The organism is Streptomyces sp. NPDC060198 (genome assembly GCF_042728415.1).
GTDB lineage: Bacteria > Actinomycetota > Actinomycetes > Streptomycetales > Streptomycetaceae > Streptomyces.
Genome location: NZ_JBHWZJ010000046.1, coordinates 1 through 25,136 on the forward strand (window position 1 = coordinate 1; position 25,136 = coordinate 25,136).

At 72.8% G+C, this 25,136-nt stretch carries 22 protein-coding genes; 15 read left to right on the plus strand and 7 right to left on the minus strand.

The features are described 5' to 3' along the window. Nucleotides 1–84: 84 nt before the first annotated feature. Complete coding sequence (locus ACFWEP_RS09315) at nucleotides 85–1,263, plus strand: hypothetical protein (protein ID WP_387368056.1); 1,179 nt, start codon at nucleotides 85–87, stop codon at nucleotides 1,261–1,263. 24 nt (nucleotides 1,264–1,287) lie between these two features. Here the strand turns inward: ACFWEP_RS09315 and ACFWEP_RS09320 are convergent, their stop codons facing one another. Then, on the minus strand, nucleotides 1,288–2,430 hold the full coding sequence (locus ACFWEP_RS09320) for an NADH-quinone oxidoreductase subunit D (protein WP_387368058.1): 1,143 nt from the start codon (nucleotides 2,428–2,430) through the stop codon (nucleotides 1,288–1,290). A 39-nt stretch (nucleotides 2,431–2,469) separates the two neighbouring features. After that, entirely contained in the window at nucleotides 2,470–3,441 is a 972-nt protein-coding gene (locus ACFWEP_RS09325) for an SAM-dependent methyltransferase (RefSeq protein ID WP_387368061.1), read from the minus strand. Nucleotides 3,442–3,545: 104 nt separating this feature from the next. Here ACFWEP_RS09325 and ACFWEP_RS09330 point away from each other — a divergent pair, with 104 nt between their 5' ends. Both ACFWEP_RS09330 and ACFWEP_RS09335 read left to right on the plus strand, forming a co-directional pair. After that, nucleotides 3,546–4,745, plus strand: a complete 1,200-nt coding sequence (locus tag ACFWEP_RS09330; protein ID WP_387368064.1) for a sensor histidine kinase — start codon at nucleotides 3,546–3,548, stop codon at nucleotides 4,743–4,745. A 35-nt stretch (nucleotides 4,746–4,780) separates the two neighbouring features. Then, complete coding sequence (locus ACFWEP_RS09335; RefSeq protein WP_387368067.1) at nucleotides 4,781–5,455, plus strand: response regulator; 675 nt, start codon at nucleotides 4,781–4,783, stop codon at nucleotides 5,453–5,455. A 15-nt stretch (nucleotides 5,456–5,470) separates the two neighbouring features. Here the strand turns inward: ACFWEP_RS09335 and ACFWEP_RS09340 are convergent, their stop codons facing one another. Beyond that, entirely contained in the window at nucleotides 5,471–6,583 is a 1,113-nt protein-coding gene (locus ACFWEP_RS09340) for a DUF5937 family protein (protein WP_387368125.1), read from the minus strand. A 151-nt stretch (nucleotides 6,584–6,734) separates the two neighbouring features. Between ACFWEP_RS09340 and ACFWEP_RS09345 the strand changes: the two genes are divergently transcribed. Beyond that, the gene (locus tag ACFWEP_RS09345; RefSeq protein WP_387368070.1) at nucleotides 6,735–6,911 is read left to right on the plus strand and encodes a hypothetical protein; all 177 of its coding nucleotides are present in this window, start codon (nucleotides 6,735–6,737) and stop codon (nucleotides 6,909–6,911) included. A 48-nt stretch (nucleotides 6,912–6,959) separates the two neighbouring features. Here the strand turns inward: ACFWEP_RS09345 and ACFWEP_RS09350 are convergent, their stop codons facing one another. Then, nucleotides 6,960–8,105 (minus strand): threonine aldolase family protein, encoded by a 1,146-nt coding sequence (locus ACFWEP_RS09350; RefSeq protein ID WP_387368073.1) that lies wholly within the window; start codon nucleotides 8,103–8,105, stop codon nucleotides 6,960–6,962. A gap of 193 nt (nucleotides 8,106–8,298) precedes the next feature. On the opposite strand from ACFWEP_RS09350, the gene ACFWEP_RS09355 reads away from it, so the two are divergent. The 10 genes from ACFWEP_RS09355 to ACFWEP_RS09400 all read left to right on the plus strand — a co-directional run bounded on the left by ACFWEP_RS09355 (nucleotide 8,299) and on the right by ACFWEP_RS09400 (nucleotide 17,144). Beyond that, a complete protein-coding gene (locus ACFWEP_RS09355) occupies nucleotides 8,299–9,279 on the plus strand; it encodes a Rossmann-like and DUF2520 domain-containing protein (RefSeq protein ID WP_387368076.1) in 981 nt (326 codons plus the stop codon). Further along, nucleotides 9,276–10,346 (plus strand): pantoate--beta-alanine ligase, encoded by a 1,071-nt coding sequence (gene panC / locus ACFWEP_RS09360; protein WP_387368079.1) that lies wholly within the window; start codon nucleotides 9,276–9,278, stop codon nucleotides 10,344–10,346. The genes ACFWEP_RS09355 and panC overlap by 4 nt, the downstream gene beginning before the upstream one ends. Continuing rightward, a complete protein-coding gene (locus tag ACFWEP_RS09365; protein ID WP_387368082.1) occupies nucleotides 10,343–12,019 on the plus strand; it encodes an L-aspartate oxidase in 1,677 nt (558 codons plus the stop codon). Before panC ends, ACFWEP_RS09365 begins: the two co-directional genes overlap by 4 nt. A 94-nt stretch (nucleotides 12,020–12,113) precedes the next feature. Further along, nucleotides 12,114–13,160: a carboxylating nicotinate-nucleotide diphosphorylase gene (nadC, locus tag ACFWEP_RS09370; RefSeq protein WP_387368085.1), complete on the plus strand. Its 1,047-nt coding sequence runs from the start codon at nucleotides 12,114–12,116 to the stop codon at nucleotides 13,158–13,160. After that, complete coding sequence (locus ACFWEP_RS09375; RefSeq protein WP_387368088.1) at nucleotides 13,160–13,957, plus strand: type III pantothenate kinase; 798 nt, start codon at nucleotides 13,160–13,162, stop codon at nucleotides 13,955–13,957. Before nadC ends, ACFWEP_RS09375 begins: the two co-directional genes overlap by 1 nt. A gap of 170 nt (nucleotides 13,958–14,127) precedes the next feature. Next, nucleotides 14,128–14,709 (plus strand): hypothetical protein, encoded by a 582-nt coding sequence (locus tag ACFWEP_RS09380; RefSeq protein WP_387368128.1) that lies wholly within the window; start codon nucleotides 14,128–14,130, stop codon nucleotides 14,707–14,709. Nucleotides 14,710–14,803: 94 nt separating this feature from the next. Then, nucleotides 14,804–14,983 carry a hypothetical protein gene (locus tag ACFWEP_RS09385; protein ID WP_387368091.1) on the plus strand — a complete coding sequence of 60 codons (180 nt, stop codon included), beginning with the start codon at nucleotides 14,804–14,806 and terminating at the stop codon, nucleotides 14,981–14,983. A gap of 604 nt (nucleotides 14,984–15,587) precedes the next feature. Further along, entirely contained in the window at nucleotides 15,588–16,079 is a 492-nt protein-coding gene (locus tag ACFWEP_RS09390) for a BlaI/MecI/CopY family transcriptional regulator (RefSeq protein ID WP_387368094.1), read from the plus strand. A 9-nt stretch (nucleotides 16,080–16,088) separates the two neighbouring features. Then, a complete protein-coding gene (locus ACFWEP_RS09395; RefSeq protein ID WP_387368096.1) occupies nucleotides 16,089–16,658 on the plus strand; it encodes an amino-acid N-acetyltransferase in 570 nt (189 codons plus the stop codon). Nucleotides 16,659–16,802: 144 nt separating this feature from the next. Continuing rightward, nucleotides 16,803–17,144: an Lsr2 family protein gene (locus ACFWEP_RS09400; protein ID WP_328720166.1), complete on the plus strand. Its 342-nt coding sequence runs from the start codon at nucleotides 16,803–16,805 to the stop codon at nucleotides 17,142–17,144. Here the strand turns inward: ACFWEP_RS09400 and ACFWEP_RS09405 are convergent. Then, complete coding sequence (locus tag ACFWEP_RS09405; RefSeq protein WP_387368099.1) at nucleotides 17,123–17,659, minus strand: SCO3374 family protein; 537 nt, start codon at nucleotides 17,657–17,659, stop codon at nucleotides 17,123–17,125. The genes ACFWEP_RS09400 and ACFWEP_RS09405 overlap by 22 nt on opposite strands. A 742-nt stretch (nucleotides 17,660–18,401) precedes the next feature. Between ACFWEP_RS09405 and ACFWEP_RS09410 the strand changes: the two genes are divergently transcribed. Next, a complete protein-coding gene (locus ACFWEP_RS09410) occupies nucleotides 18,402–20,933 on the plus strand; it encodes an ATP-dependent Clp protease ATP-binding subunit (RefSeq protein WP_387368102.1) in 2,532 nt (843 codons plus the stop codon). Between the two features lie 89 nt (nucleotides 20,934–21,022). On the opposite strand, the gene ACFWEP_RS09415 is transcribed toward ACFWEP_RS09410, so the two are convergent. Further along, nucleotides 21,023–24,310, minus strand: coding sequence for an NACHT domain-containing protein (locus ACFWEP_RS09415; protein ID WP_387368105.1), 3,288 nt, complete (start codon nucleotides 24,308–24,310; stop codon nucleotides 21,023–21,025). Continuing rightward, nucleotides 24,307–24,666 (minus strand): trypco2 family protein, encoded by a 360-nt coding sequence (locus tag ACFWEP_RS09420; RefSeq protein WP_387368108.1) that lies wholly within the window; start codon nucleotides 24,664–24,666, stop codon nucleotides 24,307–24,309. Before ACFWEP_RS09420 ends, ACFWEP_RS09415 begins: the two co-directional genes overlap by 4 nt. Between the last annotated feature and the right edge of the window lie 470 nt (nucleotides 24,667–25,136).

A 25,136-nucleotide genomic window follows, 5' to 3' on the forward strand; every position in this document is an offset into this window, starting at 1 on the left:
GTTCGACGCGGTGTCAGGTAACCGCAGGGGAACAGATTGCCGGGCGGCCTCCCGCACGCCGATCGCACGCGGTAAATTCCAGCCATGCCCCGTGGACGTCATCGCCATTCGCCACCCCTTCACAAGCTGCTGCCGCCCTCCGCGGTGGCCGGAGTGTCGGTCGCGCTGGCCGCCGGCGCGTGGCTGCCCCTGGAATCGCTCCCGCTGCGGCTGCTCGCGACCGCGGCCGCCGCCACCGGTCTCGTCGGCGCCTGTCTGATGCGTACCTGGGACCAGGCGGCGGGAGTGCGGGTCGCGGAACTCCAGCGCGCCCAGGCCGGCGCCGAATGGCGGGCCGAGGAACGCGTGGCGGAGCTGGAACAGGATCTGGAGGAGGCGCGGGAACTTCGCACCCGGCTGGAGACCAAGCTCCGTTCCAAGCGGATGGAGCTCGCCGGACTGCGCGGGGAACACGCCGGGCTGCTGCGCCGGTACGCCACCGCCGAGACCGAGCGGGCCAGCGCGCTGGAGGGCCGCCGGCAGCTCGCCATCGAGGCGGCGGCCACCCCGATCGCACTGCCGCCCGCCCGCTCCACGCCCACCCCGGCCGCGTACCTCGCCGCCGCCCGGGCCCTGCGCGACCTGCCCCGCAACGCCGCGCTCCAGCAGGCCCGCCGGACCGCCGAGCAGGCCCGGCAGCGGGATCTCGCCGAGCGCGCCCGGGAGTCGGCGGCGGAGGCGGACGGCCCGAGGGGCCGTCACGCGGCGGCCGGCGAGTACGGCGACCGCGCGGGCGCCGGCCACGCGGACTTCGGCGGCCGGTTCGACGACCACCGGACCAACGGCACCAGCGGCGACGGCGCTCACCCCGCCGACCTCGCCCCCCGGCGCACCGGCACGCAGCCCGCGCTGCCCGCGCCCCGTGCGGCCGGGCCGTCCCCGGTTCCGGCCCGGGTGGCCCGTACCGTCCCGGCGGCCTCGGCCGTCGTGCCGTACACCGCGCCGCGCCGGGCGCAGGTGCCCCAGGGCGGGTTCGACTTCTTCGGCAGCCAGATCGAGGGCGCCCCGGCGCCCGGCGGTGCGGGCCCCGGCCCGGACGGGCGGCGGCAGTCGCCCCGGCCCGTGCAGGAGGAGGATCTCGCGGACGTGGTGGGGGAAGAGGCACTGGCCGTGCACCGCAGCCACACCGGCGATCCGCGCGCGGTGGGCAAGGTCATCGACCTCGCCCAGCCGGACGCCCAGAACCGCCCCGGCCCCTCCGGCCTGCGGGGCGCGGCTTCCTGACGGAGTGCCCGCCCGGGACGGCCCCTACTTGTCGATGTCCCCGACGACGAAGAAGAGCGAGCCCAGGATGGCGACCATGTCGGCGACCAGGGTGCCCGGCAGCAGTTCCGTCAGCGCCTGGATGTTGTTGAACGAGGCGGAGCGGAGCTTCAGCCGGTACGGCGTCTTCTCGCCCTTGGACACCAGGTAGTAGCCGTTGATGCCGAGCGGGTTCTCGGTCCAGGCGTAGGTGTGGCCCTCGGGGGCCTTGAGCACCTTGGGCAGCCGCTGGTTGACCGGCCCGGGTGCCAGCGTGTCCATCCGGTCCAGGCAGGCGTCCGCGAGGTCCAGCGCGTTGACCGTCTGCTCCAGCAGGCACTCGAAGCGGGCCAGGCAGTCGCCCTCGGTCCGGGTGACCACCTTCAGTACGTCCGCCAGATCCCCGTACGCGAGGTACGGGTCGTCGCGCCGCAGGTCGAAGTCGACGCCCGACGCGCGGGCGATCGGCCCGGACACCCCGTACGCGTGCACCGCCCCGGTGGACAGCACCCCGACGCCGCGGGTGCGGCCCCGGAAGATCTCGTTGCCGAGCACCAGGTCCTCGTACACGTCCATCCGGGAGCGCACCGAGGCCACGGCGTCCCGTGCCCGGCCGAGCCAGCCCGCCGGGAGGTCCTCCTTCAGGCCGCCGACCCGGTTGAACATGTAGTGCATCCGGCCGCCGGAGGCCTCCTCCATCACGGCCTGGAGCTCCTCGCGCTCGCGGAACGCGTAGAACATCGGCGTGATCCCGCCGAGTTCGAGGGGGTACGACCCGAGGAACATCAGGTGGTTGAGGACCCGGTTCAGCTCCGCGAGCAGGGTCCGCGTCCAGACCGCGCGTTCGGGGACCTCCATGCCGAGCATCCGCTCGACGGCCATCACCACACCGAGTTCGTTGGAGAACGCCGACAGCCAGTCGTGGCGGTTGGCGAGCATCACGATCTGCCGGTAGTCGCGGGCCTCGAAGAGCTTCTCGGCACCCCGGTGCATGTAGCCGATGACGGGTTCGGCGCTGAGGATGCGCTCGCCGTCCAGGACCAGCCGCAGCCGGAGCACACCGTGCGTGGAGGGGTGCTGCGGACCGATGTTGAGCACCATGTCGGTGCTCTCCGCCGCGCCACCGATGCCGACCGTCGTCTCCGTCATGCGGCCCAGTATTCCTTGCGCGGGGACGGGCGGTCCCGCTCACCCCACCCGCTGCACCAGCCACCCGAAGTCGCCCAGCCCGCCGCGTGCGGTGAGTTCGGCCGCCTCGCCCGCCGACGCGAGTGCCCGGACGTACCCGGCGGGGTCGGTGGAGGCCATCGCCAGCGGCGGCCGGCCGCCGGTGACGCCGAGCCGGCCCAGCGCGGTGCGCTGGTCCAGGAGTTCGGGCTCCGGGCCGCCGGGAGGCGCCCCGGCGGCGGCGCAGGCGTCGAGGGCGACATGGGCGGTCAGGTCGCACGAACCGTCCGGCACCGGGTCCACCTCCCGGCCCGCCCGGAAGCCGGTCAGGGTCCCGAACGGCGGCCGGGCGCCGCGTACGTGCGCGTAGTCCGCGGCGACCGCGCACCCCGCCGCCAGCGAGCCGACCGCCTCGGCCCAGGCCAGATCGCGGGGCAGCCCGATCTCGGCCCGGTCGCCGGGGGCGCCAGGCGTCCACCAGCGCTCCAGCCACCGCGCGTCCGCGCCGGCCACCGGATCCCCCAGCCGCTCGGCGCCGTCCGAGGCCCGGACCAGGACGTACCGGGCGACGCCGTGCGCGTCCACCTCCACGACGTCCAGCGGCACGTTGTCCAGCCACTCGTTGGCGAACAGCAGCCCGGTGACGCCCCGGGGCAACCGCGCGCACCACTCGATCCGGTGGTCCAGGCCCCGCGGACGGTCCGCCAGTTCGACGGCGTACGCGGTGATCGTCAGCTCCGCCGGGGCGGCGGCCAGGACCCCGGCGGTCAGCTCCCCGCGCCCCGCGCCCATGTCGACCAGGGCGACGGTGTCCGTACCCAGCTCCGCCGCCGTACCCGCCAGCAGCCGGGCCACCGCCGCGGCGAAGAGCGGGGAGGCGTGCACCGAGGTGCGGAAGTGCCCGGCCGGCCCCTCCGGCCTCCGGTAGAAGCCGCCGTCGCCGTACAGGGCGGCCCGCGCCGCCGCACCCCATCCGAGCCATTCGTCCGTCACGGGGCAAGTCTCCGGCATCTCTCCACCTTGGGGAGTACGGGCCGCGGGAGCGGATCGGCCCTCCGGTTGACCCGGGCACCCGCGCCCTTCCCTACGCTGGCAGGGTGCAGCGCCTCTACGATCTCCTCCGCAGACACCCGACGGGCGTCGACTGCTTCTGGGCCGTCGTCCTCCTCGGGCTCTCCGGGGCGGCCTTCGTGGCCGAGCCCCCGGCGGGGCTGCGGGAGCGGGTCTGCACGGTGCCGGTCATCCTGGGGCTCTGCGCCGTGGTGGCGCTGCGCCGCCGGCTGCCGGAACGGATGCTGCTGCTCGCCCTCGGCATCGGGATCGCCCAGCTGGTGCTCGGTGTCGAAACGGGAATCGCCGACTTCGCCCTGCTGGTGATCATCTACACCGTCGCCGCCTCCGGGGAGCGCTGGGCGTCCCGGTTGGCGCTGGGCTGCGGCCTGCTCGCCGCCGGGATCTCGCAGGCGCGCTGGCCGGAGGAGCAGGGCGGCTGGGCCCAGCAGGCCTTCGTGGTGGTCGTGCTGACCGTGCCGTTCGTGCTCGCCTGGGTCCTCGGCGACTCCCTGCGGACCCGGCGGGCGTACTTCCGGGCGCTGGAGGAGCGGGCCGCCCGGCTGGAACGCGAACGCGAGGCCCAGTCCAAGGTCGCCGTCGCCGCCGAGCGCGCCAGGATCGCCCGCGAACTCCACGACGTCGTCGCCCACAACGTCTCCGTGATGGTGGTCCAGGCCGACGGCGCCGCATATGTCATGGACGCGGCGCCCGATCAGGCCCGCCAGGCACTGGAGACCATCTCCACCACCGGCCGGCAGGCCCTCGCCGAGATGCGCCGACTGCTCGGCGTGCTGCGCACCGGCGACTCCGAGGCGAGCCGCGAGTACGTCCCCCAGCCCGACGTCGAGCAGATCGACGAACTCGTCGCCCAGGTCCGCAAGGCCGGCCTCGCGGTGGACTTCACCGTCGAGGGAACCCCGCGCCCGCTGCCCAGCGGCGTGGAACTGACCGCGTACCGCATCGTGCAGGAGGCGCTCACCAACACCCGCAAGCACGGCGGCCCCGACGCCGGGGCCAGCGTGCGGCTGGTCTACTTCGACGACGGTCTCGGGCTGCTCGTGGAGGACGACGGACGCGGCGCCCCGCACGAGCTGTACGAGGACGGCGGAGCGGACGGCGCGGGCCACGGCATGATCGGTATGCGGGAGCGGGTCGGCATGGTCGGCGGCACCCTCGACGCCGGACCGCGCCCCGGCGGCGGCTTCCGGATCAGCGCGCTGCTCCCGCTGAAGCCGGCCGCATGACCCCCACCCCTCCTACCGGACAGGACCCCCGACCCATGGCAGCCATCCGCGTGATGCTCGTCGACGACCAGGCGCTGCTGCGCACCGGCTTCCGGATGGTGCTCGCCGCACAGCCGGACATGGAGGTGGTCGCGGAGGCGGGCGACGGCGCCGAGGCGATCGAGGTACTCCGCGCCACCGCCGTGGACGTCGTCCTGATGGACGTCCGCATGCCCAGGCTGGACGGGGTGGAGGCGACGCGCCGCATCTGCGCGCAGGAGAACCCGCCGAAGGTGCTCATCCTGACCACCTTCGACCTGGACGAGTACGCCTTCACCGGCCTCAAGGCCGGGGCCAGCGGCTTCATGCTCAAGGACGTGCCGCCCGGGGAGCTGCTGAACGCGATCCGCTCGGTGCACAGCGGGGACGCCGTCGTCGCGCCGTCCACCACCCGGCGGCTGCTGGACCGGTTCTCCCCGATGCTGCCGAGCACCACCTCCGAGCCCGGCGACAAACGCGTCGAGCGACTCACCGAGCGGGAGCGCGAGGTGATGCTGCTGGTCGCGCAGGGGCTGTCGAACGGCGAGATCGCGGGCCGGCTGGTGCTCTCGGAGGCCACCGTGAAGACGCACGTGGGCCGCATCCTCACCAAGCTCGGACTCCGCGACCGGGTCCAGGTCGTCGTCATGGCCTACGAGTCGGGGCTGGTCCGCGCGGGCGGCGCGCGCTGACCCGACGCGCCGCGCTCAGCGCAGCACGCCCTCCAGGAAGTCGCTGCCGAGCCGGGCGACCACCGTCAGGTCCAGCTGGTGCAGGACGTACCGGCCGCGCCGCCGCGTGGTGACCAGGCCCGCCTTCTTCAGCACCGACAGGTGCCGGGAGACCTCGGGGGAGGTGATGCCGTGCGCGTCGGCCAGCTCGCCGGTGGTGTGCGGGGCGCGGGCCAGGTTCCGGCAGAGCCGCAGCCGCTGCGGGTGGGCCAGCGCCTCCAGGCGCAGCCGGACGAGCTCCACCGAGGCGGACGAGGGCAGCTCGGGCCGGTGCACCGGGTAGAGGATCACCGGCCGCCACGCCGGGGCGTGCCCGATCATCAGGTGCGGCCAGCCGAAACCGGTGGGGACGAAGGTGATGCCGGGCTCCACCCCGGGGCCGGTCGCGGTGGTCCGGGCCGCGTTCAGCTTGTCGACCACGATCCGGTCGCCTTCCTCGCTCAGTGAGAGCGCCGCCGAGACCGCGCCGACCGCCTCGCCGAGGCCCTTGCGGCGGAGCACCTCCGTCTTGTGCCGGGCGTCGGCCACCAGCGGGATGCGCGCCCGGTTCCAGGTGTCGGCGAAGAACGCCTCCTCGCAGTCCTCGAAGAGCCGCCGGAGCCAGGCGCGTACCGAGCCCGGGTCGGCCAGCAGCCGTTCGGTGAAGTCGGTCTGGCGCGGGCCGCGCGCGGCGGCCATGTCGCGTGCCCGGCCGGCCGCCGCCGCGTTCGCCAGCGGGGACGCGGTGCCCGTGCCGTAGAAGGTGCAGGAGGTGAACTCCAGGGCGGCGGAGACGAACTGCTCCTCGCTCAGCCGGTCCAGGGTGTCCATGTCCTCGGCCAGGGTCGCGCCGGCCCGGCCGCTGCCGCCCGGGAGACCCGCGAACGGCACGAAGATGTCGGAGAAGGTGTTCCGCCAGAGGAACTCCGCCTCGTGCAGCCGGTCCGCGAGGTCCGGCGGGAGCGCGGCGGCGGTCGCGGTGACCCAGCCGTGCAGTCCGGGGTGGTGCCCCGGCTCCGAGAGCGCGTGCAGCGCCATCCCCAGCTCGGCCAGGGGCGAGGTCTCGAAAAGGATGCGGTCGGCGGGCAGCCCGGCGATGTCGATGGTCACGCTCACCGGACCATGGTGCGGGGTGCCGGCCCGCACGCGCACATCGCTTGACGGGAGACGTCAATCGGCGCGCCCGCCCGGCCGCGTGTTCCGTTTGACGGGAGGCGTCAACCGGCGCGCGGTGCGGGGCGGGGCCGCGCAGGCTGAAGCCATGGACGCGATGCAGCAGCAGATGTACGACACCTGGCGCACGGCCCGCGACGGCGAACGCCCGCCGCCCCTGCCCGGCACCCACGACCGGGAGGTCCTGCGCGAGCTCCTGAGCCGGTACCGCGCCCGCCGCGAGGCGGCAGCCCGCAAGCGGGCCGGGGCCTGGCGGGGGTGGTGACGGCGGCTGCCCCGTCGGCCGCCCCGCCGGGCCCGGCCCCGGACCGGATCAGCCCAGGCGGGTGACGAACGCGCGCACCGCGTCCCGTACGTCCTCGGCCGTCCACTCAAGCCCCGGCGCGTTCACGGTGACCTCGGTGTACGCGACCCCGGGCGGCAGCTGGGAGCCCGCGGACCAGCGCCGGAAGAGGGTCGTGCCGGTCTCCTCGGCCTGGCGCACCGAGGCCTCGTCCAGCACCTCGGCGGAGTACGGCAGCCAGAGGTGGAACTGGTGCGTGTGCGGGGGCTCGGGGCGCAGCCGGAACCACGGCACCGCCGACTCTTCGAACGCCTCCGCCAGCGCGGCGGCGACCACCTTGGCATGGGCCACGTACGCGGGCAGCCGGGGCAGCTCGTGCTCCAGGCCGATGAGGGCGGCGAGCGCGGCCGGGTACTGCTGGAAGAGCTGGCCGCCGTAGCGGTGCCGCCAGGTGCGGGCCTCCTCGACCAGCGTCCGGGGACCGGCCAGGGCCGCACCGGACATGCCGCCGAGCGACTTGTAGAAGGAGACGTAGACGCTGTCGGCGAGGCCCGCGATCTCCGGCAGCCCGCGCCCGAAGTGCTCGGTGCACTCCCAGAGCCGGGCGCCGTCCAGATGCACCACCGCGTCCCGCTCCCGGGCCGCTGCCACGACCTCGGTCAGCTCCTCCCAGGCTGGCAGCACGAAACCGGCGTCCCGCAGCGGCAGCTCCAGCATCAGGGTGCCGAACGGTTCCGCGAAGTCGGCGACCTCCTCGGCGGTGGGCAGCCGGGGCGCGGTCGTCGGGTACACGGTCCGCAGCCCGCTCACCGCGCCGAGCGCCCCCCTCTCGTGCACCTCGGGGTGGGCGAGAGGGTGCAGGGCGACGGTGGCGTCGCCGGTACGCGCCGCCCAGCACCGCAGCGCGACCTGCTGGGCCATCGTGCCGGTCGGGAAGAACGCCGCCGCCTCCATGCCCAGCAGCCCGGCCACCCGCTTCTCGACCTCGGCGACGACCCCGTCGCCGTAGATGTCGGCCGGTTCGTCCGTGTCGTACACCGATCCGGCGCCCGCCGCGAGGGCGGCCAACCGGTCGCCGAGCGTGCCGTCCGAGGAGGTGCGCGCCAGGATGCGGTGCGAGGCCTTCCAGGCGGTCAGCCTGCGCTCCCGCATCTTCTGTTCGTCCGTTGCTGCCATGCGACGATCATCGCCCGCCCGGTCAGGGCCGCCCACCCGGGGGTTTCGCGGGCGGTCGGCGAACCCCCGGGGGTCGGGCGCGAGAAGTTACCCACAGGCTGTGGACAGAGCGGAACCGGAGCAGGGCGCTGGCGTAGCATGCAGAGGAATCGTCCGGTACCCCCCGCGGACTGGAACGGAAGGCCGTAGCCGCGTGAACACGACATCTCCGAGAGACCCGACAGATCCCCTCGACGCCAGGGACCGTCCCGCCCGCCTCGCCGTGGGCGTCGTCGGAGCGGGCCGTGTCGGCCCCGCCCTCGCCGCCTCGCTCCAGCTCGCCGGGCACCGCCCGGTCGCCGTCTCCGGTGTCTCCGAAGCCTCCCGCCGCCGGGCCGCCGCCCTGCTGCCCGACGTGCCGCTGGTGACGCCCGCCGAGGTCCTCGCCCGCGCCGACCTGGTGCTGCTCACCGTCCCCGACGACACCCTGCCCGGCCTGGTCCAGGGGCTCGCCGACACCGGCGCGGTGCGGCCCGGCCAGCTCCTCGTCCACACCTCGGGGCGGTACGGCACCCGGGTGCTCGACCCCGCGCTGCGCGCCGGAGCGCTGCCGCTCGCCATCCACCCCGCGATGACCTTCACCGGCACGCCGGTGGACGTCCAGCGCCTGGCCGGCTGCTCCTTCGGCGTCACCGCGCCCGAGGAGCTGCGGCTCGCCGCCGAGGCCCTCGTCATCGAGATGGGCGGCGAGCCCGAGTGGATCGAGGAGGAGGCCCGCCCGCTCTACCACGCGGCACTCGCCCTCGGCGCGAACCACCTGGTCACCCTGGTCGCCGAGGCGATGGAGCTGTTGGCCAAGGCGGGGGTCACGGCCCCGGACCGGATGCTCGGCCCGCTTCTCGGCGCCGCGCTCGACAACGCCCTGCGCTCCGGCGACGCGGCCCTCACCGGCCCGGTGGCGCGCGGCGACGCGGGCACGGTCTCCGCGCACGTCGGCGAGTTGCGCGCGCACGCCCCGCAGATGGTCGCCGGGTACCTCGCGATGGCCCGCGCCACCGCCGACCGGGCGCTCGCGCACGGTCTGCTCAAGCCGGAGTCCGCCGAGGACCTGCTCGGCGTGCTCGCGGACGGCACGGGCCGTACGGCCGGTAGCGCGCACACCGACGACGACGGAGAGCCGGGGGATTCCCGATGAACGCCACACCCGCCCCCGAGCCGGTCGGCACCGCCGTCCTGCTGCACACGGCCGAAGCGCTGCGGGCGCTGTCCCGCCCGGCCGGCGCCCGTCGCGCGGTCGTCATGACGATGGGCGCGCTGCACGACGGCCACGCCACCCTGATCCGGGCCGCGCGCGAGGCCGCCGGACCGGACGGCCAGGTCGTGGTCACCGTTTTCGTCAACCCGCTGCAGTTCGGCGAGGCAGCCGACCTGGACCGCTACCCGCGCACCCTGGAGGCCGACCTCGCGGTGGCCTCGGCGGCCGGCGCGGACGTGGTCTTCGCGCCCTCGGCCGAGGAGGTGTACCCGGGCGGCGACCCGCAGGTCCGGATCTCGGCCGGACCGATGGGCGAGCGCCTCGAAGGAGCCTCGCGCCCCGGGCACTTCGACGGGATGCTCACCGTCGTCGCCAAGCTCCTCCACCTGACCCGCCCGGACGAGGCGCTCTTCGGGCAGAAGGACGCCCAGCAGCTCGCGCTCGTCCGCCGGATGGTCCGCGATCTCAACTTCGGCATCGAGATCACCGCCGTCCCCACCGTCCGGGACGCCGACGGTCTCGCGCTCTCCAGCCGCAACCGGTTCCTGTCACCGGCCCAGCGGTACACCGCCCTCGCCCTGTCCGCCGCCCTGTTCGCGGCCCGCGACCGGCTGGCCGCCCAGCACGCGCTGCGCGAGCGCGCCCTGGCGACCGGCAAAGGGGTGCGCGACGGCCGCGACGGTCCCGCGCACACCGGCACCGACCGGGCCGCCGGGCTCAACGCGCTCGGCGAGTCCCGCCTCGCCGCCGATGCCCAGGCCGTGGCGCTCGCCCCGCACGGCAGCACGGCCGAGGCCGTCCGGGCCGCCGCGCGTACCGTCCTGGAGGACGCCGCGGGTGCGGCGGAGCCGCTCGTACTCGACTACCTCGCCCTGGTGGACCCGGCCGACTTCCGTGAGGTCCCCGACGACCGGGACGGCGGCGAGGCCGTCCTCCTCGTCGCCGCGCGGGTCGGCGACACCCGTCTGATCGACAACATCCCCCTGAACCTCGGAGCACTCTCGTGACCGGAATACGGCTGACCGCCCCCGAACCCGGCTGGTCCATCGACGCCGACGTCGTGGTCGTCGGCTCCGGCGTGGCCGGGCTCACCACCGCCCTGCGCTGCGTCGCCGCCGGACTCGACACCGTCGTCGTCACCAAGGCCCGTCTGGACGACGGCTCCACCCGTTGGGCCCAGGGCGGCATCGCCGCCGCGCTCGGCGAGGGCGACACCCCCGGGCAACACCTCGACGACACCCTGGTGGCCGGTGTGGGGCTCTGCGACGAGCCGGCCGTGCGCACCCTGGTCACCGAGGGCCCCGGCGCCGTACGCCGGCTCATCGAGACCGGGGCGCACTTCGACACCGACGGGAGCGGCGACGTCGCCCTCACCCGCGAGGGCGGCCACCACCGGAACCGGATCGTGCACGCGGGCGGCGACGCCACCGGCGCCGAGGTCTCCCGCGCCCTGGTGGAGGCGGTACGCACCCGGGCGCTCCACACCATCGAGAACGCCCTGGTCCTGGACCTGCTCACCGACGCCGAGGGCCGTACGGCCGGCGTCAGCCTGCACGTCATGGGCGAGGGCCAGCACGACGGGGTCGGCGCGGTCCACGCACCCTCGGTGGTGCTCGCCACCGGCGGCATGGGCCAGGTCTTCTCCGCCACCACCAACCCGCCGGTCTCCACCGGCGACGGCGTGGCGCTCGCGCTGCGGGCCGGAGCCGAGATCTCGGACCTGGAGTTCGTCCAGTTCCACCCCACCGTCCTCTTCCTGGGCGCCGGCTCCGAGGGCCAGCAGCCGCTGGTCTCGGAGGCGGTGCGCGGCGAGGGCGCGTACCTCGTGGACGCCTCCGGTACGCGCTTCATGACCGGGCAGCACGAGCTGGCGGAGCTCGCCCCGCGCGACATCGTCGCCAAGGCCATCACCCGCCAGATGCAGGTGCACGGCACCGAGCACATGTACCTCGACGCCCGGCACTTCGGCGCCGAGATGTGGGAGCACCGCTTCCCCACGATCCTGGCCGCGTGCCGCGAGCACGGCATCGACCCGGTCACCGAACCGATCCCGGTCGCGCCCGCCGCCCACTACGCCTCCGGCGGCGTCCGTACCGACCTGCGCGGACGCACCACCGTCCCCGGTCTGTACGCCTGCGGGGAGACCGCCTGCACCGGAGTGCACGGCGCCAACCGCCTCGCTTCCAACTCCCTCCTGGAGGGGCTCGTCTTCGCCGAGCGCATCGCCGCCGACATCGCCGAGCGCCGCCCCGCCCGCACCGAGGCGGTCCGCCCCGAGGGAGGCCCGCGCGTCGCGCTGCTCGCCCCCGAGGCCCGTACGGCGATCCAGCGCGCCATGACGCGGGGGGCCGGGGTGCTCCGCTCCGCCGAGAGCCTGGCCGGCGCCGCCCGGGAGCTGGAGGCGCTGCACGCCGGCGCCACCGAGTCCGGGGAGAGCGCCGGGAAGGCCGCCGTGCCGGGGGTCGACGCGTGGGAGACCACCAACCTCCTGCTGGTCTCCCGGGTCCTGGTCGCCGCCGCGAGCGCGCGCACCGAGACTCGCGGCTGCCACTGGCGCGAGGACCATCCCGACCGCGACGACACGGAGTGGCGCGCCCACCTCGTCGTACGCGTCGGCGAGGACCGGACGCTCTCCGTGCGCCGCACCCCGGGCGCCGACTTCGACCCCGTACACCCGTAGAGCCGGCCGGGCGACCGCACCAGCCCGACCGCACCAGCCCGACCGCATCCCGCACCATCACCGCACCGCCAGACGCCCCCGAGGAGCCGCAACCGTGAGCACGCCCGAAGAGAACCGCCCGACACCGGTGGACGTCCCGCTGATCCACATCGGGGCCCCCGCGGCGTCCGCGGGCGGCTGCGGCGACGACTGCGGCTGCGCCTCGGACGACTACGACCCGGACGCCCTGGAGTGCGGGCTCGACCCCTCCCTCGCCGCGCTGCTGGCCGAGGCCGGACTCGACCCCGTCCAGGTGGAGGACGTGGCGCACGTCGCGATCGAGGAGGACCTCGACGGCGGAGTGGACGTCACCACCGTGGCGACCGTCCCCGAGGACGCCGTCGCCACCGGTGACTTCACCGCCCGCGAGGCCGGTGTCGTCGCGGGCCTGCGCGTCGCGGAGGCCGTGCTCTCCATCGTCTGCACCGAGGACTTCGAGGTCGAGCGCCACGTCGAGGACGGCGAGCGAGTCGTCCCCGGCCAGAAGCTGCTGACGGTCACCACCCGCACCCGCGACCTGCTCACCGGTGAGCGCGGCGCCCTCAACCTCCTCTGCCGTCTCTCCGGCATCGCCACCGCCACCCGCGCGTGGGCCGACGTCCTGGAGGGAACGAAGGCCCAGGTCCGCGACACCCGCAAGACCACCCCGGGGCTGCGCGCGCTGGAGAAGTACGCGGTCCGCTGCGGCGGCGGCGTCAACCACCGGATGTCGCTCTCCGACGCGGCCCTGGTGAAGGACAACCACGTGATCGCGGCCGGCGGCGTGGCCGAGGCGTTCAAGCGGGTCCGCGAGGAGTTCCCCGAGCTCGCCATCGAGGTGGAGGTCGACACCCTCCAGCAGGTCCGCGAGGTGCTGGAGGCCGGCGCGGACCTGATCCTGCTGGACAACTTCACCCCCGGCGAGACCGAGGAGGCCGTCGCGCTCGTCGGCGGGCGCGCGGTGCTGGAGTCCTCCGGGCGGCTCACCCTGGACACCGCCCGCGCCTACGCCGACGCGGGCGTCGACTACCTCGCCGTCGGCGCGCTCACCCACTCCTCGCCCATCCTCGACATCGGCCTGGACTTCCGCGAGGTCTCCGCCACCGGCGAGGCCGACGCCTGATGCTGCTCACCATCGACGTCGGCAACACCCACACCGTCCTCGGCCTCTTCGACGGCGAGGAGATCGTCGAACACTGGCGGATCTCCACCGACTCCCGCCGCACCGCCGACGAACTGGCCGTCCTTCTCCAGGGGCTGATGGGCATGCACCCGCTGCTCGGCGTGGAGCTGGGCGACGGCATCGAGGGCATCGCGATCTGCTCCACGGTCCCGGCCGTCCTGCACGAGCTGCGCGAGGTGACCCGCCGCTACTACGGCGACGTGCCCGCCGTCCTCGTGGAGCCCGGCATCAAGACCGGCGTCCCGATCCTGATGGACAACCCCAAGGAGGTCGGCGCCGACCGCATCATCAACGCGGTCGCGGCGGTCGAGCTGTACGGGGGTCCGGCGATCGTCGTCGACTTCGGCACCGCCACCACCTTCGACGCGGTCTCCGCGCGCGGTGAGTACACCGGCGGTGTCATCGCCCCGGGCATCGAGATCTCGGTCGAGGCGCTCGGTGTGAAGGGGGCCCAGCTCCGCAAGATCGAGCTGGCCCGCCCGCGCAGCGTCATCGGGAAGAACACCGTCGAAGCCATGCAGGCGGGCATCGTGTACGGCTTCGCGGGCCAGGTCGACGGCGTGGTCGCGCGGATGAAGCGCGAGCTGGCGGGCGACCCCGACGACGTGACCGTCATCGCGACCGGGGGGCTTGCGCCAATGGTGCTGGGCGAGGCCTCCGTCATCGACGAACACGAGCCCTGGCTGACCCTCATCGGGCTCCGACTGGTCTACGAGCGGAACGTCTCGCGGATGTAGCCGAGCGGCGTCGTCGCGACCGCGCACCCCGGCGCACCTGCGACGACGTCTCACGGCGGCGGTCCGGTCGCACCGGAGCGCGCCGCGCCACATGTGACCAGTTAAGAGGATTTTGTCCCTTTAGCACGTACTGTCGCGCCATGCCCACGCCCTACGGATCACGAGGCGGCATGGCGTTCGGTGCGGACGAGCTGCGGGTACTCCGACGCGCTCTCGCCGTTGCCCTCCACCCCATGCCCTTGCCCGACGAGGATGTCCAGGACTGCCTGCGGCTCGCGGGAGCGGTGGACGACGCGGTCGGTGAGGCGGGCCGGCTCCGCGCGTTCCTGCTGGCCGACCTCGCCCGCTACCGCGCCGCCCTCCCCGGCTCCGTCAGCGGCTACCTGGAGCTTCTCCAGGATGCTCTGGCCGCCGGTTACGACCCCCGGCCGGACGATCTCGCGGCCCTGCGTGCGCTGCGCGGCAGACCGGTCGCGGCAGCGCTCCTGGAACGCTGCCAGGTGCTCGCCGAACGCTCGGTACGGGCCCGCCTGGCGGGCCGTACCGTGGCCCTCGCAACCCCGGCCCCCCGCAGCCGGCTGCTGGCCCTGCCGGGCGGCCGCGCGGCGGCGGAGCCCCAGCGCCCCGCGAGCCCGGCCGCACCGTCCCGGCCGCAGCCGCCGGGTGACCGCCCGATGCCCAAGCCGTCCGAGGTCTTCCCGCCGCGCCGCCGCCCGGCGCCGCCGCCCGAGGAGGAGCGCGCGGCGGGCTGAGCCGCCCGTCCGTTCCCCGCCCGTACGGCGGTCCGGCCCGACCCGCCGGGAGGGTGCCTCGGGCCGCCGTACCGGCATCGCTACTCTGGACGTCATGGACTACGTAGCCGCGCTTGTTCCGCCCGTCGTGATGGCCGCATTCTTCATCGGTCTCGTGGTGACGATGGTGAAAAGCCAGGGTGGGCCGAACAAGGGCAAGGAGGACGCGGCCGTGGACGCCGCCCTCGCCCGTGCCGAGGCCGCGCGCCAGGCCCCGGCCGCCGAAAGCGCCTGAACGCCCGAACCGCGAAGTGCGGCCCGGGCCGTCGGGGCGACGCATTCCGGTACCGGTACCGGTTTCGCGCTGCCGGGGGCCGTTGTGGCGTAAGCCGGTGCCCGCGCCCGACGCCCGTACCCGCCTTCCCGGTGTCCGTATGCGCGGGCAGTATGCGCTTTACGTGTCCGGCTTCCGATTCCGGCCCGTGCCAGTGACGGTATCCACTCCCGTTCGGGTGTCCCGCTCCTGATTTCTGCCGCGTTCCGGCGTCCGAACGCCTGATTCTTCGGCGCCCGGGGCGGTTCCGCGGTCCGGCCGTCTTCCGTTCTCCAGCCCGCTCCGGCCGGCGCGCACAACCGACCGCCCGGACGGTTATCGGCGCCCGCTACCGGCGCGCGCCACTTAATTCGCGCCCCCCAGCGACACCCGCACAACCCGGCGCACCCCGAAGAGCGCACGGCTCACACCGAGCCGTGCGCTCTTTTCCGTGCCTTCCGGGTCCCCGGGTTCTCTTCCGTTCTCCGAGGGGCGGTGTCTCTGGAGAAAATAACTACGCATTTCGGACATCTGGCATTAAGGTGACCGTGTGCCCCGCCAATTGGGAGAGCTGGAAGACGCCGTGATGACGCGCGTCTGGCAATGGAACCGACCCGTCACCGTGCGAGAAGTGCTGGAAGACCTTCAGCGGGAACGCTCGATCGCTTACACCACCGTCATGACGGTTATGGACAACCTTCACCAGAAGGGGTGGGTCCGCAGGGAAGTCGACGGCCGCGCCTATCGATATACGGCCGTCTCCACGCGCGCCGCGTACTCGGCCGCACTGATGAACGAAGCCTGGTCGCGGAGCGACAACCCGGCCGCCGCACTGGTCGCCTTCTTCGGCATGATGTCCGCGCAGCAGCGGGAAGCCCTCAATGACGCCGTGCGGATCATTTCTCCAGGTCCGGGCGGCGTGGCGACACTGCCGACGGATCCCGGGGTCCCTGCGGGCGCCGACGGCGGCCCGGCGGACGCCGCGGAAGGCCCCGAGGAGGACGCCGCGGCCGACGGCCCGGCGGACGTGCACGCCGATGTTCCGGTCGATGGCACGGCGGAGGGCGACGGACGATAGCGTCGGGCCATGTCTGCAGACCTGACGCAAAGCCAGTCGGAAACTGAAGGCGAAACCGACTCGGCGGTCGAAAAGCCCGCCATCACCGTCCGCCGTGCCAGGACCAGCGATGTGGGCGAGGTCCGTCGGCTGCTCGACGGCTACGTGACCGAAGGCATCCTCCTGGACAAAGCGACGGTCACCCTTTACGAGGACATCCAGGAGTTCTGGGTCGCGGAACGCGACCAGGACGCCAGGGTCGTCGGATGCGGCGCACTCCATGTGATGTGGGAAGACCTCGCCGAAGTGCGAACTCTCGCCGTCGATCACCGGGTCAAGGGCACCGGAGTGGGCCACCAGGTACTCGACAAGCTGTTGCATACCGCGCGCTGGCTCGGGGTCCGCCGGGTTTTCTGCCTGACCTTCGAAGTCGACTTCTTCGCGAAGCACGGGTTCGTGGAGATCGGTGAGACGCCTGTCGACATGGATGTCTACAGCGAGCTGCTGCGTTCCTATGACGAGGGTGTCGCCGAGTTCCTCGGTCTCGAACGAGTGAAGCCGAACACCTTGGGCAACAGCCGGATGCTTCTGCACCTCTGATCGGTAGAACTGCCCTGATCCCTATGTCCGATACGCGCCCGTTTCCCGTGTTCCCCGGGTCCTGAACCTCTCCCCGGGGTTTGTGTTTTCCCGGGAAAAGCGGTTTCCTTTCCGCGTACTCCATTTTCGATGAAAGGATATCTCGTGGCGCAGAAGGTTCAGGTCCTTCTTGTTGACGACCTCGACGGCGGCGAGGCGAACGAGACCGTCACGTTCGCGCTGGACGGCAAGACCTACGAGATCGACCTCACGACGGCCAATGCGGACAAGCTCCGTGGTCTTCTCGAGCCGTACACCAAGAGCGGACGCCGCACCGGCGGCCGCGCCGCCACGGGCCGCAAGGGCCGTGCGCTCGGTGCCGGTACGGGTGGCAACAAGGACACCGCCGAGATCCGGAAGTGGGCCCGCGAGAACGGCCACGACGTGAATGACCGCGGTCGTGTTCCCGCCGGTGTCCGCGAGGCCTACGAGGCAGCCAACGGCTGACTCGACGGCCGGCCGGCCGTCGGACGCACCCGGGAACGCCTCAGCCGGACCCGGTGGCATTCCGTCGCCGCCATATCCACCAGCCGTACGAGATCGGGAGCATCCCCACCCCTGCTCCCGAAACCCGCGAGGGCCGGAAGGAAATCCGGACCCCGCGGCGGCTCGGGGGGCCGCAGCCAGAGCGCGGCCCCCGGCGGACAGCGGTGCGGCATCCGGTGCGGTGCCGGTGCGGTGATCCTGCCACCGGCCCCGATGCCCACGAGATCCAGCGCGATACCGCCCCACTCCAGCCAGTCCAGCAGTGCGGGCAGTTCCTCCGCACTCCCGGCCGCCACGAGCAGCCGCATCCGCCCCCGCGCCACCGCCACGGGACCGGTGCGTCCGAACCGGCGCAGCACCGCGCGACCCGCGGCGGCGGGCAGCTCCAGCACGTCGAACCGGACCCCGGTCAGCAGCGCCAGCGGGCGGCCCCGGTCGGTCGCCCAGCCGAGCCCGTCCTCGTACCACCGCTCCATGGCCGCCGCGGGGTCCTCGGCGCTCCCGGCTTCCCGGTACGGGCCGGCCCCGGTGCTCTCCGCGTTCTCCGTGCCACGCGTGTTCTCCGCGCTTTCGGCGTGCCCGGCCCACGGGCGCGTACCCGCGTCCGGGGGCCGGCCACGACCCGGCGGCACCGGTGCCGCCGTGTCGGCCGGCCGCGGGGCACGAGGTGACGGGACGATGGGGCTCATGTGCGATGAACCGCCGGACCGCCTTCCGGGTTACGCCAGGTGTTGCGTGAGAGGGCTCGTGAGGGGTTTCGTGAGCACCGGGGCCCGCCGGGCGGCGGCGCCACGGATGACGCGACCGTCACCCGTCGTGCGCACGGCGTCACGAAGGGTTCCCGTCAAGGGCGTGCGAGGGAGCGTCGGGCGCCACGCGGTTGTTCGCCCGTAGCGGAGGGAACGGGCGCGCGCCGCATGGACTGTCTGTAATTGCGGGTAAGACATGACTGGTGGGAAGGGGCGACACACGAACCGGGGCGTCTTGCGTTCGCCACCGGCGTAGTGCTGACAGGGGTATCTGCCTGGCCTGCGGGAACATCGTCTCGCACCATCGGGTTGGAGCAGGTGTCGGCTGATCGGCAAGGTTTCCTCGCTGCTGCGGGGGTGATCCGGTCGGCAGTTGGAATGAGCGGTCCCCGCTTGCGGGACTAAGCTGCGGAAGGACAGGGAGGGGACCGACCCCTAACTGCCTGACCGCTCTGAGGAGCGATTAACGATGTTCGAGAGGTTCACCGACCGCGCGCGGCGGGTTGTCGTCCTGGCTCAGGAAGAAGCCCGGATGCTCAACCACAACTACATCGGCACCGAACACATTCTCCTGGGCCTTATCCACGAGGGTGAGGGTGTCGCCGCTAAGGCCCTGGAGAGCCTCGGGATTTCGCTCGAGGCGGTCCGCCAGCAGGTGGAGGAGATCATCGGTCAGGGCCAGCAGGCCCCGTCCGGCCACATCCCCTTCACGCCCCGAGCCAAGAAGGTCCTGGAGCTGTCGCTCCGCGAGGCCCTCCAGCTCGGCCACAACTACATCGGCACCGAGCACATCCTGCTCGGCCTGATCCGCGAGGGCGAAGGCGTCGCCGCGCAGGTCCTGGTGAAGCTGGGTGCCGACCTCAACCGGGTGCGGCAGCAGGTCATCCAGCTGCTCTCCGGTTACTCCACCAGCAAGGAAGCCGCCACCGCCGGCGGCCCCGCCGAGGGCACCCCCTCCACCTCCCTGGTGCTGGACCAGTTCGGCCGCAACCTCACCCAGGCTGCTCGCGAATCCAAGCTCGACCCGGTCATCGGGCGCGAGAAGGAGATCGAGCGGGTCATGCAGGTGCTGTCCCGCCGGACCAAGAACAACCCGGTCCTCATCGGCGAGCCCGGCGTCGGCAAGACCGCCGTCGTCGAGGGCCTGGCCCAGGCGATCGTCAAGGGCGAGGTGCCCGAGACCCTCAAGGACAAGCACCTCTACACCCTGGACCTCGGCGCTCTGGTCGCCGGCTCCCGGTACCGCGGTGACTTCGAGGAGCGCCTGAAGAAGGTCCTCAAGGAGATCCGCACCCGCGGCGACATCATCCTGTTCATCGACGAGCTCCACACCCTCGTGGGTGCGGGTGCCGCCGAGGGCGCGATCGACGCCGCGAGCATCCTGAAGCCGATGCTGGCCCGTGGTGAGCTCCAGACCATCGGTGCGACCACGCTCGACGAGTACCGCAAGCACCTGGAGAAGGACGCGGCCCTCGAGCGCCGCTTCCAGCCCATCCAGGTCGCGGAGCCGTCGCTGCCGCACACCATCGAGATCCTCAAGGGCCTGCGCGACCGTTACGAGGCCCATCACCGGGTCTCCATCACGGACGAGGCGCTGGTCCAGGCCGCCACCCTGGCCGACCGGTACATCTCGGACCGCTTCCTCCCGGACAAGGCGATCGACCTGATCGACGAGGCCGGCTCCCGGATGCGCATCCGCCGGATGACCGCGCCGCCGGACCTCCGCGAGTTCGACGAGAAGATCGCGGGCGTGCGCCGCGACAAGGAGTCGGCCATCGACTCCCAGGACTTCGAGAAGGCAGCTTCCCTCCGCGACAAGGAGAAGCAGCTGCTGGCCGCGAAGACCAAGCGCGAGAAGGAGTGGAAGGCCGGCGACATGGACGTCGTCGCCGAGGTCGACGGCGATCTCATCGCCGAGGTCCTGGCGACCGCCACCGGCATCCCGGTCTTCAAGCTGACGGAGGAGGAGTCCTCCCGTCTGCTGCGCATGGAGGACGAGCTCCACAAGCGCGTCATCGGCCAGAAGGACGCCATCAAGGCCCTTTCGCAGGCGATCCGCCGTACGCGGGCCGGCCTGAAGGACCCGAAGCGCCCCGGTGGCTCGTTCATCTTCGCCGGCCCGTCCGGTGTCGGTAAGACCGAGCTCTCCAAGACGCTCGCCGAATTCCTCTTCGGCGACGAGGACGCGCTGATCTCCCTCGACATGTCGGAGTTCAGCGAGAAGCACACGGTTTCCCGCCTCTTCGGTTCGCCCCCCGGTTACGTGGGCTACGAAGAGGGCGGCCAGCTCACCGAGAAGGTGCGCCGCAAGCCGTTCTCCGTCGTCCTCTTCGACGAGGTCGAGAAGGCCCACCCCGATATCTTCAATTCCCTGCTCCAGATTCTGGAAGACGGTCGCCTGACCGACTCCCAGGGCCGGGTCGTGGACTTCAAGAACACGGTCATCATCATGACGACCAACCTCGGGACCCGGGACATCTCGAAGGGCTTCAACCTGGGCTTCGCCGCCCAGGGCGACGTCAAGACGAACTACGACCGGATGAAGGTCAAGGTCAACGAAGAGCTCAAGCAGCACTTCCGGCCCGAGTTCCTGAACCGTGTCGACGACACCGTCGTCTTCCACCAGCTCAGCCAGGAAGACATCATCCAGATCGTCGACCTCATGGTCGCCAAGGTGGATGAGCGTCTCAAGGACCGTGACATGGGCATCGAGCTCAGCACGGAGGCGAAGAACCTGCTCGCGAAGAAGGGCTACGACCCCGTGATGGGCGCCCGGCCGCTGCGCCGGACGATCCAGCGCGAGATCGAGGACATCCTCTCCGAGAAGATCCTCTTCGGCGAGCTGCGCCCCGGCCACATCGTGGTCGTCGGCACGGAGGGCGAAGGCGACGAGAAGAAGTTCACCTTCCGGGGCGAGGAGAAGTCGGCCCTGCCCGACGTCCCGCCGATCGAGTCGGCCGCCGGTGGCGCCGGCCCGAACATGACGAAGGACGCGTCGTAGTTCCAGGCGTGCGTGAGTGAAGGGGCTGCCCCGGACCGGTATCGGTCCGGGGCAGTTTCTTCGTGTGCGGGGAGGGGGGCTTCCGGCGGTCAGAGCGCTGCCACGGTCAGCCGGGTGCTTTCCAGGCGCTCGGACCCGACGAGTTCGCCTCCGCCCAGGAGCACCTCGATGTGCAGGTCCGGCTGCCCGTACAGAGGGGTCACGTCGATCGTGGTGTCTGGCCGACCGCGCAGAGTGAGGCGGCGCAGGGAAGGGAACAGGTCGCGGAGCGGGCGCAGCCCGGCGTGGGATCCCCGGCCGACTACGAGGGAGAGCGCGGACAGCTGAGGCAGCGGCTCCCCGTCACCCGGCCAGGGCTCGCTGACGGCGTGCGAAAGCTCGACCGCCGTGACGTGCGGTGCGGTACGCAGCGCGGCCACCAGGGACTCCAGCGAGGAGACCTTGCGCAGCCGCAGGGTTCGCAGCGAGGACCACGCACTCAGATTGTCCAGTTCCACGGCGCCGGACATGTGCAGGGCCAGCTCCCTGAGGCGAGGCAGGGACGGCAGCCCGCTCAGGCGGTCGGCGTCGGACGCCACGTCCAGTTCCCGCAACCACGGCACTTCCCTGAGGGCGGCGAGCCGGTCCGTCGGCAGGCCGTCGGTGCGCAGGATGAGCTGCCGCAGGGCCGGCCAGCCCCTGAGCGGCGCGAGGTCCGTGACGCCGGGGCACCCGTCGACGGTGAGCCGTAGCGACCGACGGCGGTCCTGGAGCACCGACAGGTCGGTGAGCAGCGGGTTGCGCAGGAAGGTCAGGGATTCGGGGCGGATCTGCCGCAGCCCCTGCCGCAGGTCGCCCTCTTCGAACGGGCCGTCGAGCGTGAGGGCGAGGGCCGTCCCGGCGGGACCCAGGTGGGGCAGGGCCAGCAGCTCGGCACGGCTGCCGACGGACAGATGGGCTCCGTCGAGGTACCCCCCGGCCAGGACGTCCCGGGCGAACTCCTCGGTGGGGAAGTTGGGCCACTCGGTGGACAGCTCCGAGGCCGACGCGGGGGTGTCCGCGACCCATGCGCGGGCGTACGCGAGAGACTCCCGCCCGCCGACCGCGCCGAGCAGCCAGACGATGAACCGCCTGTCGGCGGGATCGGCCGGGAGAGCGGACGGATCCGGCAGATGGGCCAGGGCATCCGTGCCGAGCGACCCGAGCAGGTCCGCCATCTCCAGGGAGCGTGGCGGGAAGAGTTCGGTGAGCGCCGCGCGTATCCGCTCCCGCGTTCCTTCTCCCAGCCACGTCGCCTGCTGGGCGCAGAGGGCTGCCAGCACGCGCACCGCCGCCACGCCCCAGGCACCGGGTGCGTCCTCGTCGTACGACTCCGCCTGGTCCAGCAGCCCGTTGACCAGGGTGGAGAGCTGGCTCCGTCCGCAGTGTCCGGACGCCAGCGCGATCACGTCCGCCCACGACTCGTCGTGGGCGGCCCGGAGCAGTTCGTTGATCTGGTCCGACTCGACGAATTCGGCTGCCGCCAGGTAGTCCTGGAAGGTGCGGTGGGCGAATTGGTAGCTGTCGTCCGCCCGCTCCTGGAGAAGGCCGCTGCGGTTGAGCAGGTGGGTGAGGATCGCGTCCGCCGTTCCCTGCCTCCGCACCCGTTCCATGCCTGCCAGCGCCCGGTCCAGCTGGTGCAGGGCCTGATCACGGGAGAACTCGGTCTGCCCCTCGCGCACCAGCCAGATCGCGATCCGCTGGAGGAGCAGCGTCTGCTCCTCCACCTCCATGGTGATGCCCTCGGGGTCCGTGATGCCCCGCCGCTGGTCGCGGTTGCCCAGGAGCATGCCGAGAGCCGACCGGTAGAGCTTCCAGCGGGTGGTCGGGAGGAAGCCCTCCTGCCTCCGGTGCAGCGCGCAGATCACCGCGCAGAGCAGCGGCGTGCGCGCCAGGTCGCTCAGCGTGCGGTTGGTGCGGAACTGTCTGGCCAGATCCCGTTCCAGTTCGTGCAGGCGCTGGTGATCGCCGTCGTCCAGTCGGGCGGCCTTGTGCCAGGCCGCCACGAACGCCTGGATGTCCTCGTCGCGCAGTGGCAGCAGCCGCAGTTCTTCGAAACCCTCGGCGGCCAGCCAGTCGGGTTCGACGGCCAGCGGCCGAACGGTGGCCACGCAGCGGGTCTCCGGGTAGCGGGCGACGAGGCGCGAGAGCCAGGCGTACGCCTCCTCCCGCTCACCCGGCGGGACCTCGTCGAGCCCGTCCACCAGGAGCAGGCCCCGGCCGGACTCCAGGACACGCCCGGCCCAGCCGTCCGGAGCGGCGTCCACGGCCAGCCGGGCGGCCCCGGCGAGTCCCGAGGGTGCGGGCAGCTCCTCGTGGCGGGCCCGGAGGGTGCGCAGGGGGACCACGAACGGGACGAGGCCGTTCAACGCCCCGAGCTGGTCGGGCAGGGTCCCGGCGGCGGCGTGCGCGGCCAGCCACCACAGCAGAGTGGTCTTCCCGGCCCCCGCGTCGCCGCGGAGCAGAACCCGGGGGCGGTGGGCCAGGAGGTCATGGATGCGCCGGGGAGCGGTCCGGGCCGCGGGGGGACGGACGCCTCCGCTTGTCCACCGGCCGCCCGTCTCCGCCTCCAGGCTCAGATACGCGGTGTCCAGGTCCCAGTTGTCCTCGCGGCGCCCCAGCTCGTCCAGCCCGAAGACCCTGGTGCGGCGATAGGCCTTGCCGAGGGCGTCCGCGAACTCCTCCTCGTACCGGAGGTCGGCCGGGTAGGTGCCGTGCACCCGTTCCGTACGGGGCTCCGACCCCGTGGTCTGCTCGTACGCCTGGCGGAAGCCCGCCGACTCCAGCACCGGGCGCAGCGAGACGCACTCCACCCGCCGTCCTTCCCTGCGGGACGGTATCTGGCGGGCGAGGCCGAGGAGCACCGCCCCGGCGAAGACGGGCCCGCCCGAGAGACCGCTCAGCAGGGCTGCGCCTCCGTCGTCCGCCACAGAGGGCGGGCTGTCCAGGTCGCAGGCCAGGAGGTCGCGTAGCAGGCCCGCCAGGGGCACCACAGTGGCGGTGTACTGGTCGGCCTCCAGGTGGCGCCCGGGGCCGTACCGCTGGATCTCCGGGAAGCCGGTGATCTCGCAGCCGGGGAGGGCCTGGGCCGAGGCGAGCACGCCGAGGCGCACCGGCGGGACCGGCGGCAGCAGGCCGTCGGCCAGCAGGAGCGCCGCGTCCTGCCTGGCATCCACCCAGAGAACCCGGCCGGTCACGGGTTGCGGCAGGTCCGGGTGTGCGACCGACGCGCTCGCCTCGCCCCCGAGGACGTGCGCGCAGGTCAGCACCAGCTGCTCCGTGAGCAGCACTCCGCTGCCCTGGCGGGCGGAGTGGACGACGACGGTGCGGTCCGTGGGGCGTACGGGGCGGGTGCTCACGCGCCACCGCGTCCCCGGCCGAAGTGAGCGGTGCTGCCGCCCGGGGCGTCGTCGCCGATCTCCAGCGGGCCGGAGCCGTCGGCCTTGCGCGGGCTCAGGGTGAAGGCGACCTTGTGCGTGGTGCCGGTGGTGCGGGAGGCGTCGGCGCCCGCCTCCACCACCCAGGCCTTGACCTTGCCGCCCGCCTTGGCCTCCTTGCGGAGTTCCACCGTGAACTCCATCTGGATGTCGCCCACGCCGAAGACGACGGGGCGGCCGGTGGCCCGGGCGGCGGCCTCGATGAGCTGGTCGCGGACGGATTCGACGGCGTCCGCGAGCTCGATCCGGTCCAAGGCGTGGTGCTCGTCGGTACTCATGGCTGCCCCCGATACCGCCTGTCCGGCGGCGAGATGACGTGGCGTGCCGAAGGTCCCGAAGCGGACATCCCTTGGTCCCACCGGCGGTGACAAGGCGCACAGGCCATTTCGAGCCTACTAGCGGACTTCGTAGGAGCGCTCGGGATCACCGAAAGGTCTTTGGTCCCGGGGCCGGCCGGGACCTTCGAAAGTCGGGGCGATGTGCCGGGTTTCCGGGGCCGTGTGCGGGCCGGGCCGCGTTCACCTGCGGTTCAGCGGCTGACGGTGGCGGGTCCCGGCGGCTGGAGGAGGCCTCCCGGGCGGGACGTCCTGCCCCCGATTCCCGATGTCAGATCTACGGCTTTTCATCGTAGAAGGGGTACTTGAGCATCCCTCCGGAGCGGGTTACCAAGGTGGAGCAAGCCCGGACAAACGCTCGGGTTTCGCCCCCCCCCCGGACAGAACGACCGGGGAGCCCCCATCTTCGGAGG

Bases quoted from the DNA above. Each gene is read 5' to 3' on its own strand.
- ACFWEP_RS09395 (WP_387368096.1), top strand. From the start codon at position 16,089: ATGTCTGCAGACCTGACGCAAAGCCAGTCGGAAACTGAAGGCGAAACC.
- ACFWEP_RS09420 (WP_387368108.1), bottom strand. From the start codon at position 24,666: ATGAGTACCGACGAGCACCACGCCTTGGACCGGATCGAGCTCGCGGAC.
- panC (WP_387368079.1), top strand. From the start codon at position 9,276: ATGAACGCCACACCCGCCCCCGAGCCGGTCGGCACCGCCGTCCTGCTG.
- ACFWEP_RS09320 (WP_387368058.1), bottom strand. From the start codon at position 2,430: ATGACGGAGACGACGGTCGGCATCGGTGGCGCGGCGGAGAGCACCGAC.
- ACFWEP_RS09380 (WP_387368128.1), top strand. From the start codon at position 14,128: ATGGCGTTCGGTGCGGACGAGCTGCGGGTACTCCGACGCGCTCTCGCC.
- ACFWEP_RS09335 (WP_387368067.1), top strand. From the start codon at position 4,781: ATGGCAGCCATCCGCGTGATGCTCGTCGACGACCAGGCGCTGCTGCGC.
- ACFWEP_RS09390 (WP_387368094.1), top strand. From the start codon at position 15,588: ATGACGCGCGTCTGGCAATGGAACCGACCCGTCACCGTGCGAGAAGTG.
- ACFWEP_RS09345 (WP_387368070.1), top strand. From the start codon at position 6,735: ATGGACGCGATGCAGCAGCAGATGTACGACACCTGGCGCACGGCCCGC.
- ACFWEP_RS09315 (WP_387368056.1), top strand. From the start codon at position 85: ATGCCCCGTGGACGTCATCGCCATTCGCCACCCCTTCACAAGCTGCTG.
- ACFWEP_RS09375 (WP_387368088.1), top strand. From the start codon at position 13,160: ATGCTGCTCACCATCGACGTCGGCAACACCCACACCGTCCTCGGCCTC.
- ACFWEP_RS09405 (WP_387368099.1), bottom strand. From the start codon at position 17,659: ATGGAGCGGTGGTACGAGGACGGGCTCGGCTGGGCGACCGACCGGGGC.
- ACFWEP_RS09385 (WP_387368091.1), top strand. From the start codon at position 14,804: ATGGACTACGTAGCCGCGCTTGTTCCGCCCGTCGTGATGGCCGCATTC.
- ACFWEP_RS09350 (WP_387368073.1), bottom strand. From the start codon at position 8,105: ATGGCAGCAACGGACGAACAGAAGATGCGGGAGCGCAGGCTGACCGCC.
- ACFWEP_RS09410 (WP_387368102.1), top strand. From the start codon at position 18,402: ATGTTCGAGAGGTTCACCGACCGCGCGCGGCGGGTTGTCGTCCTGGCT.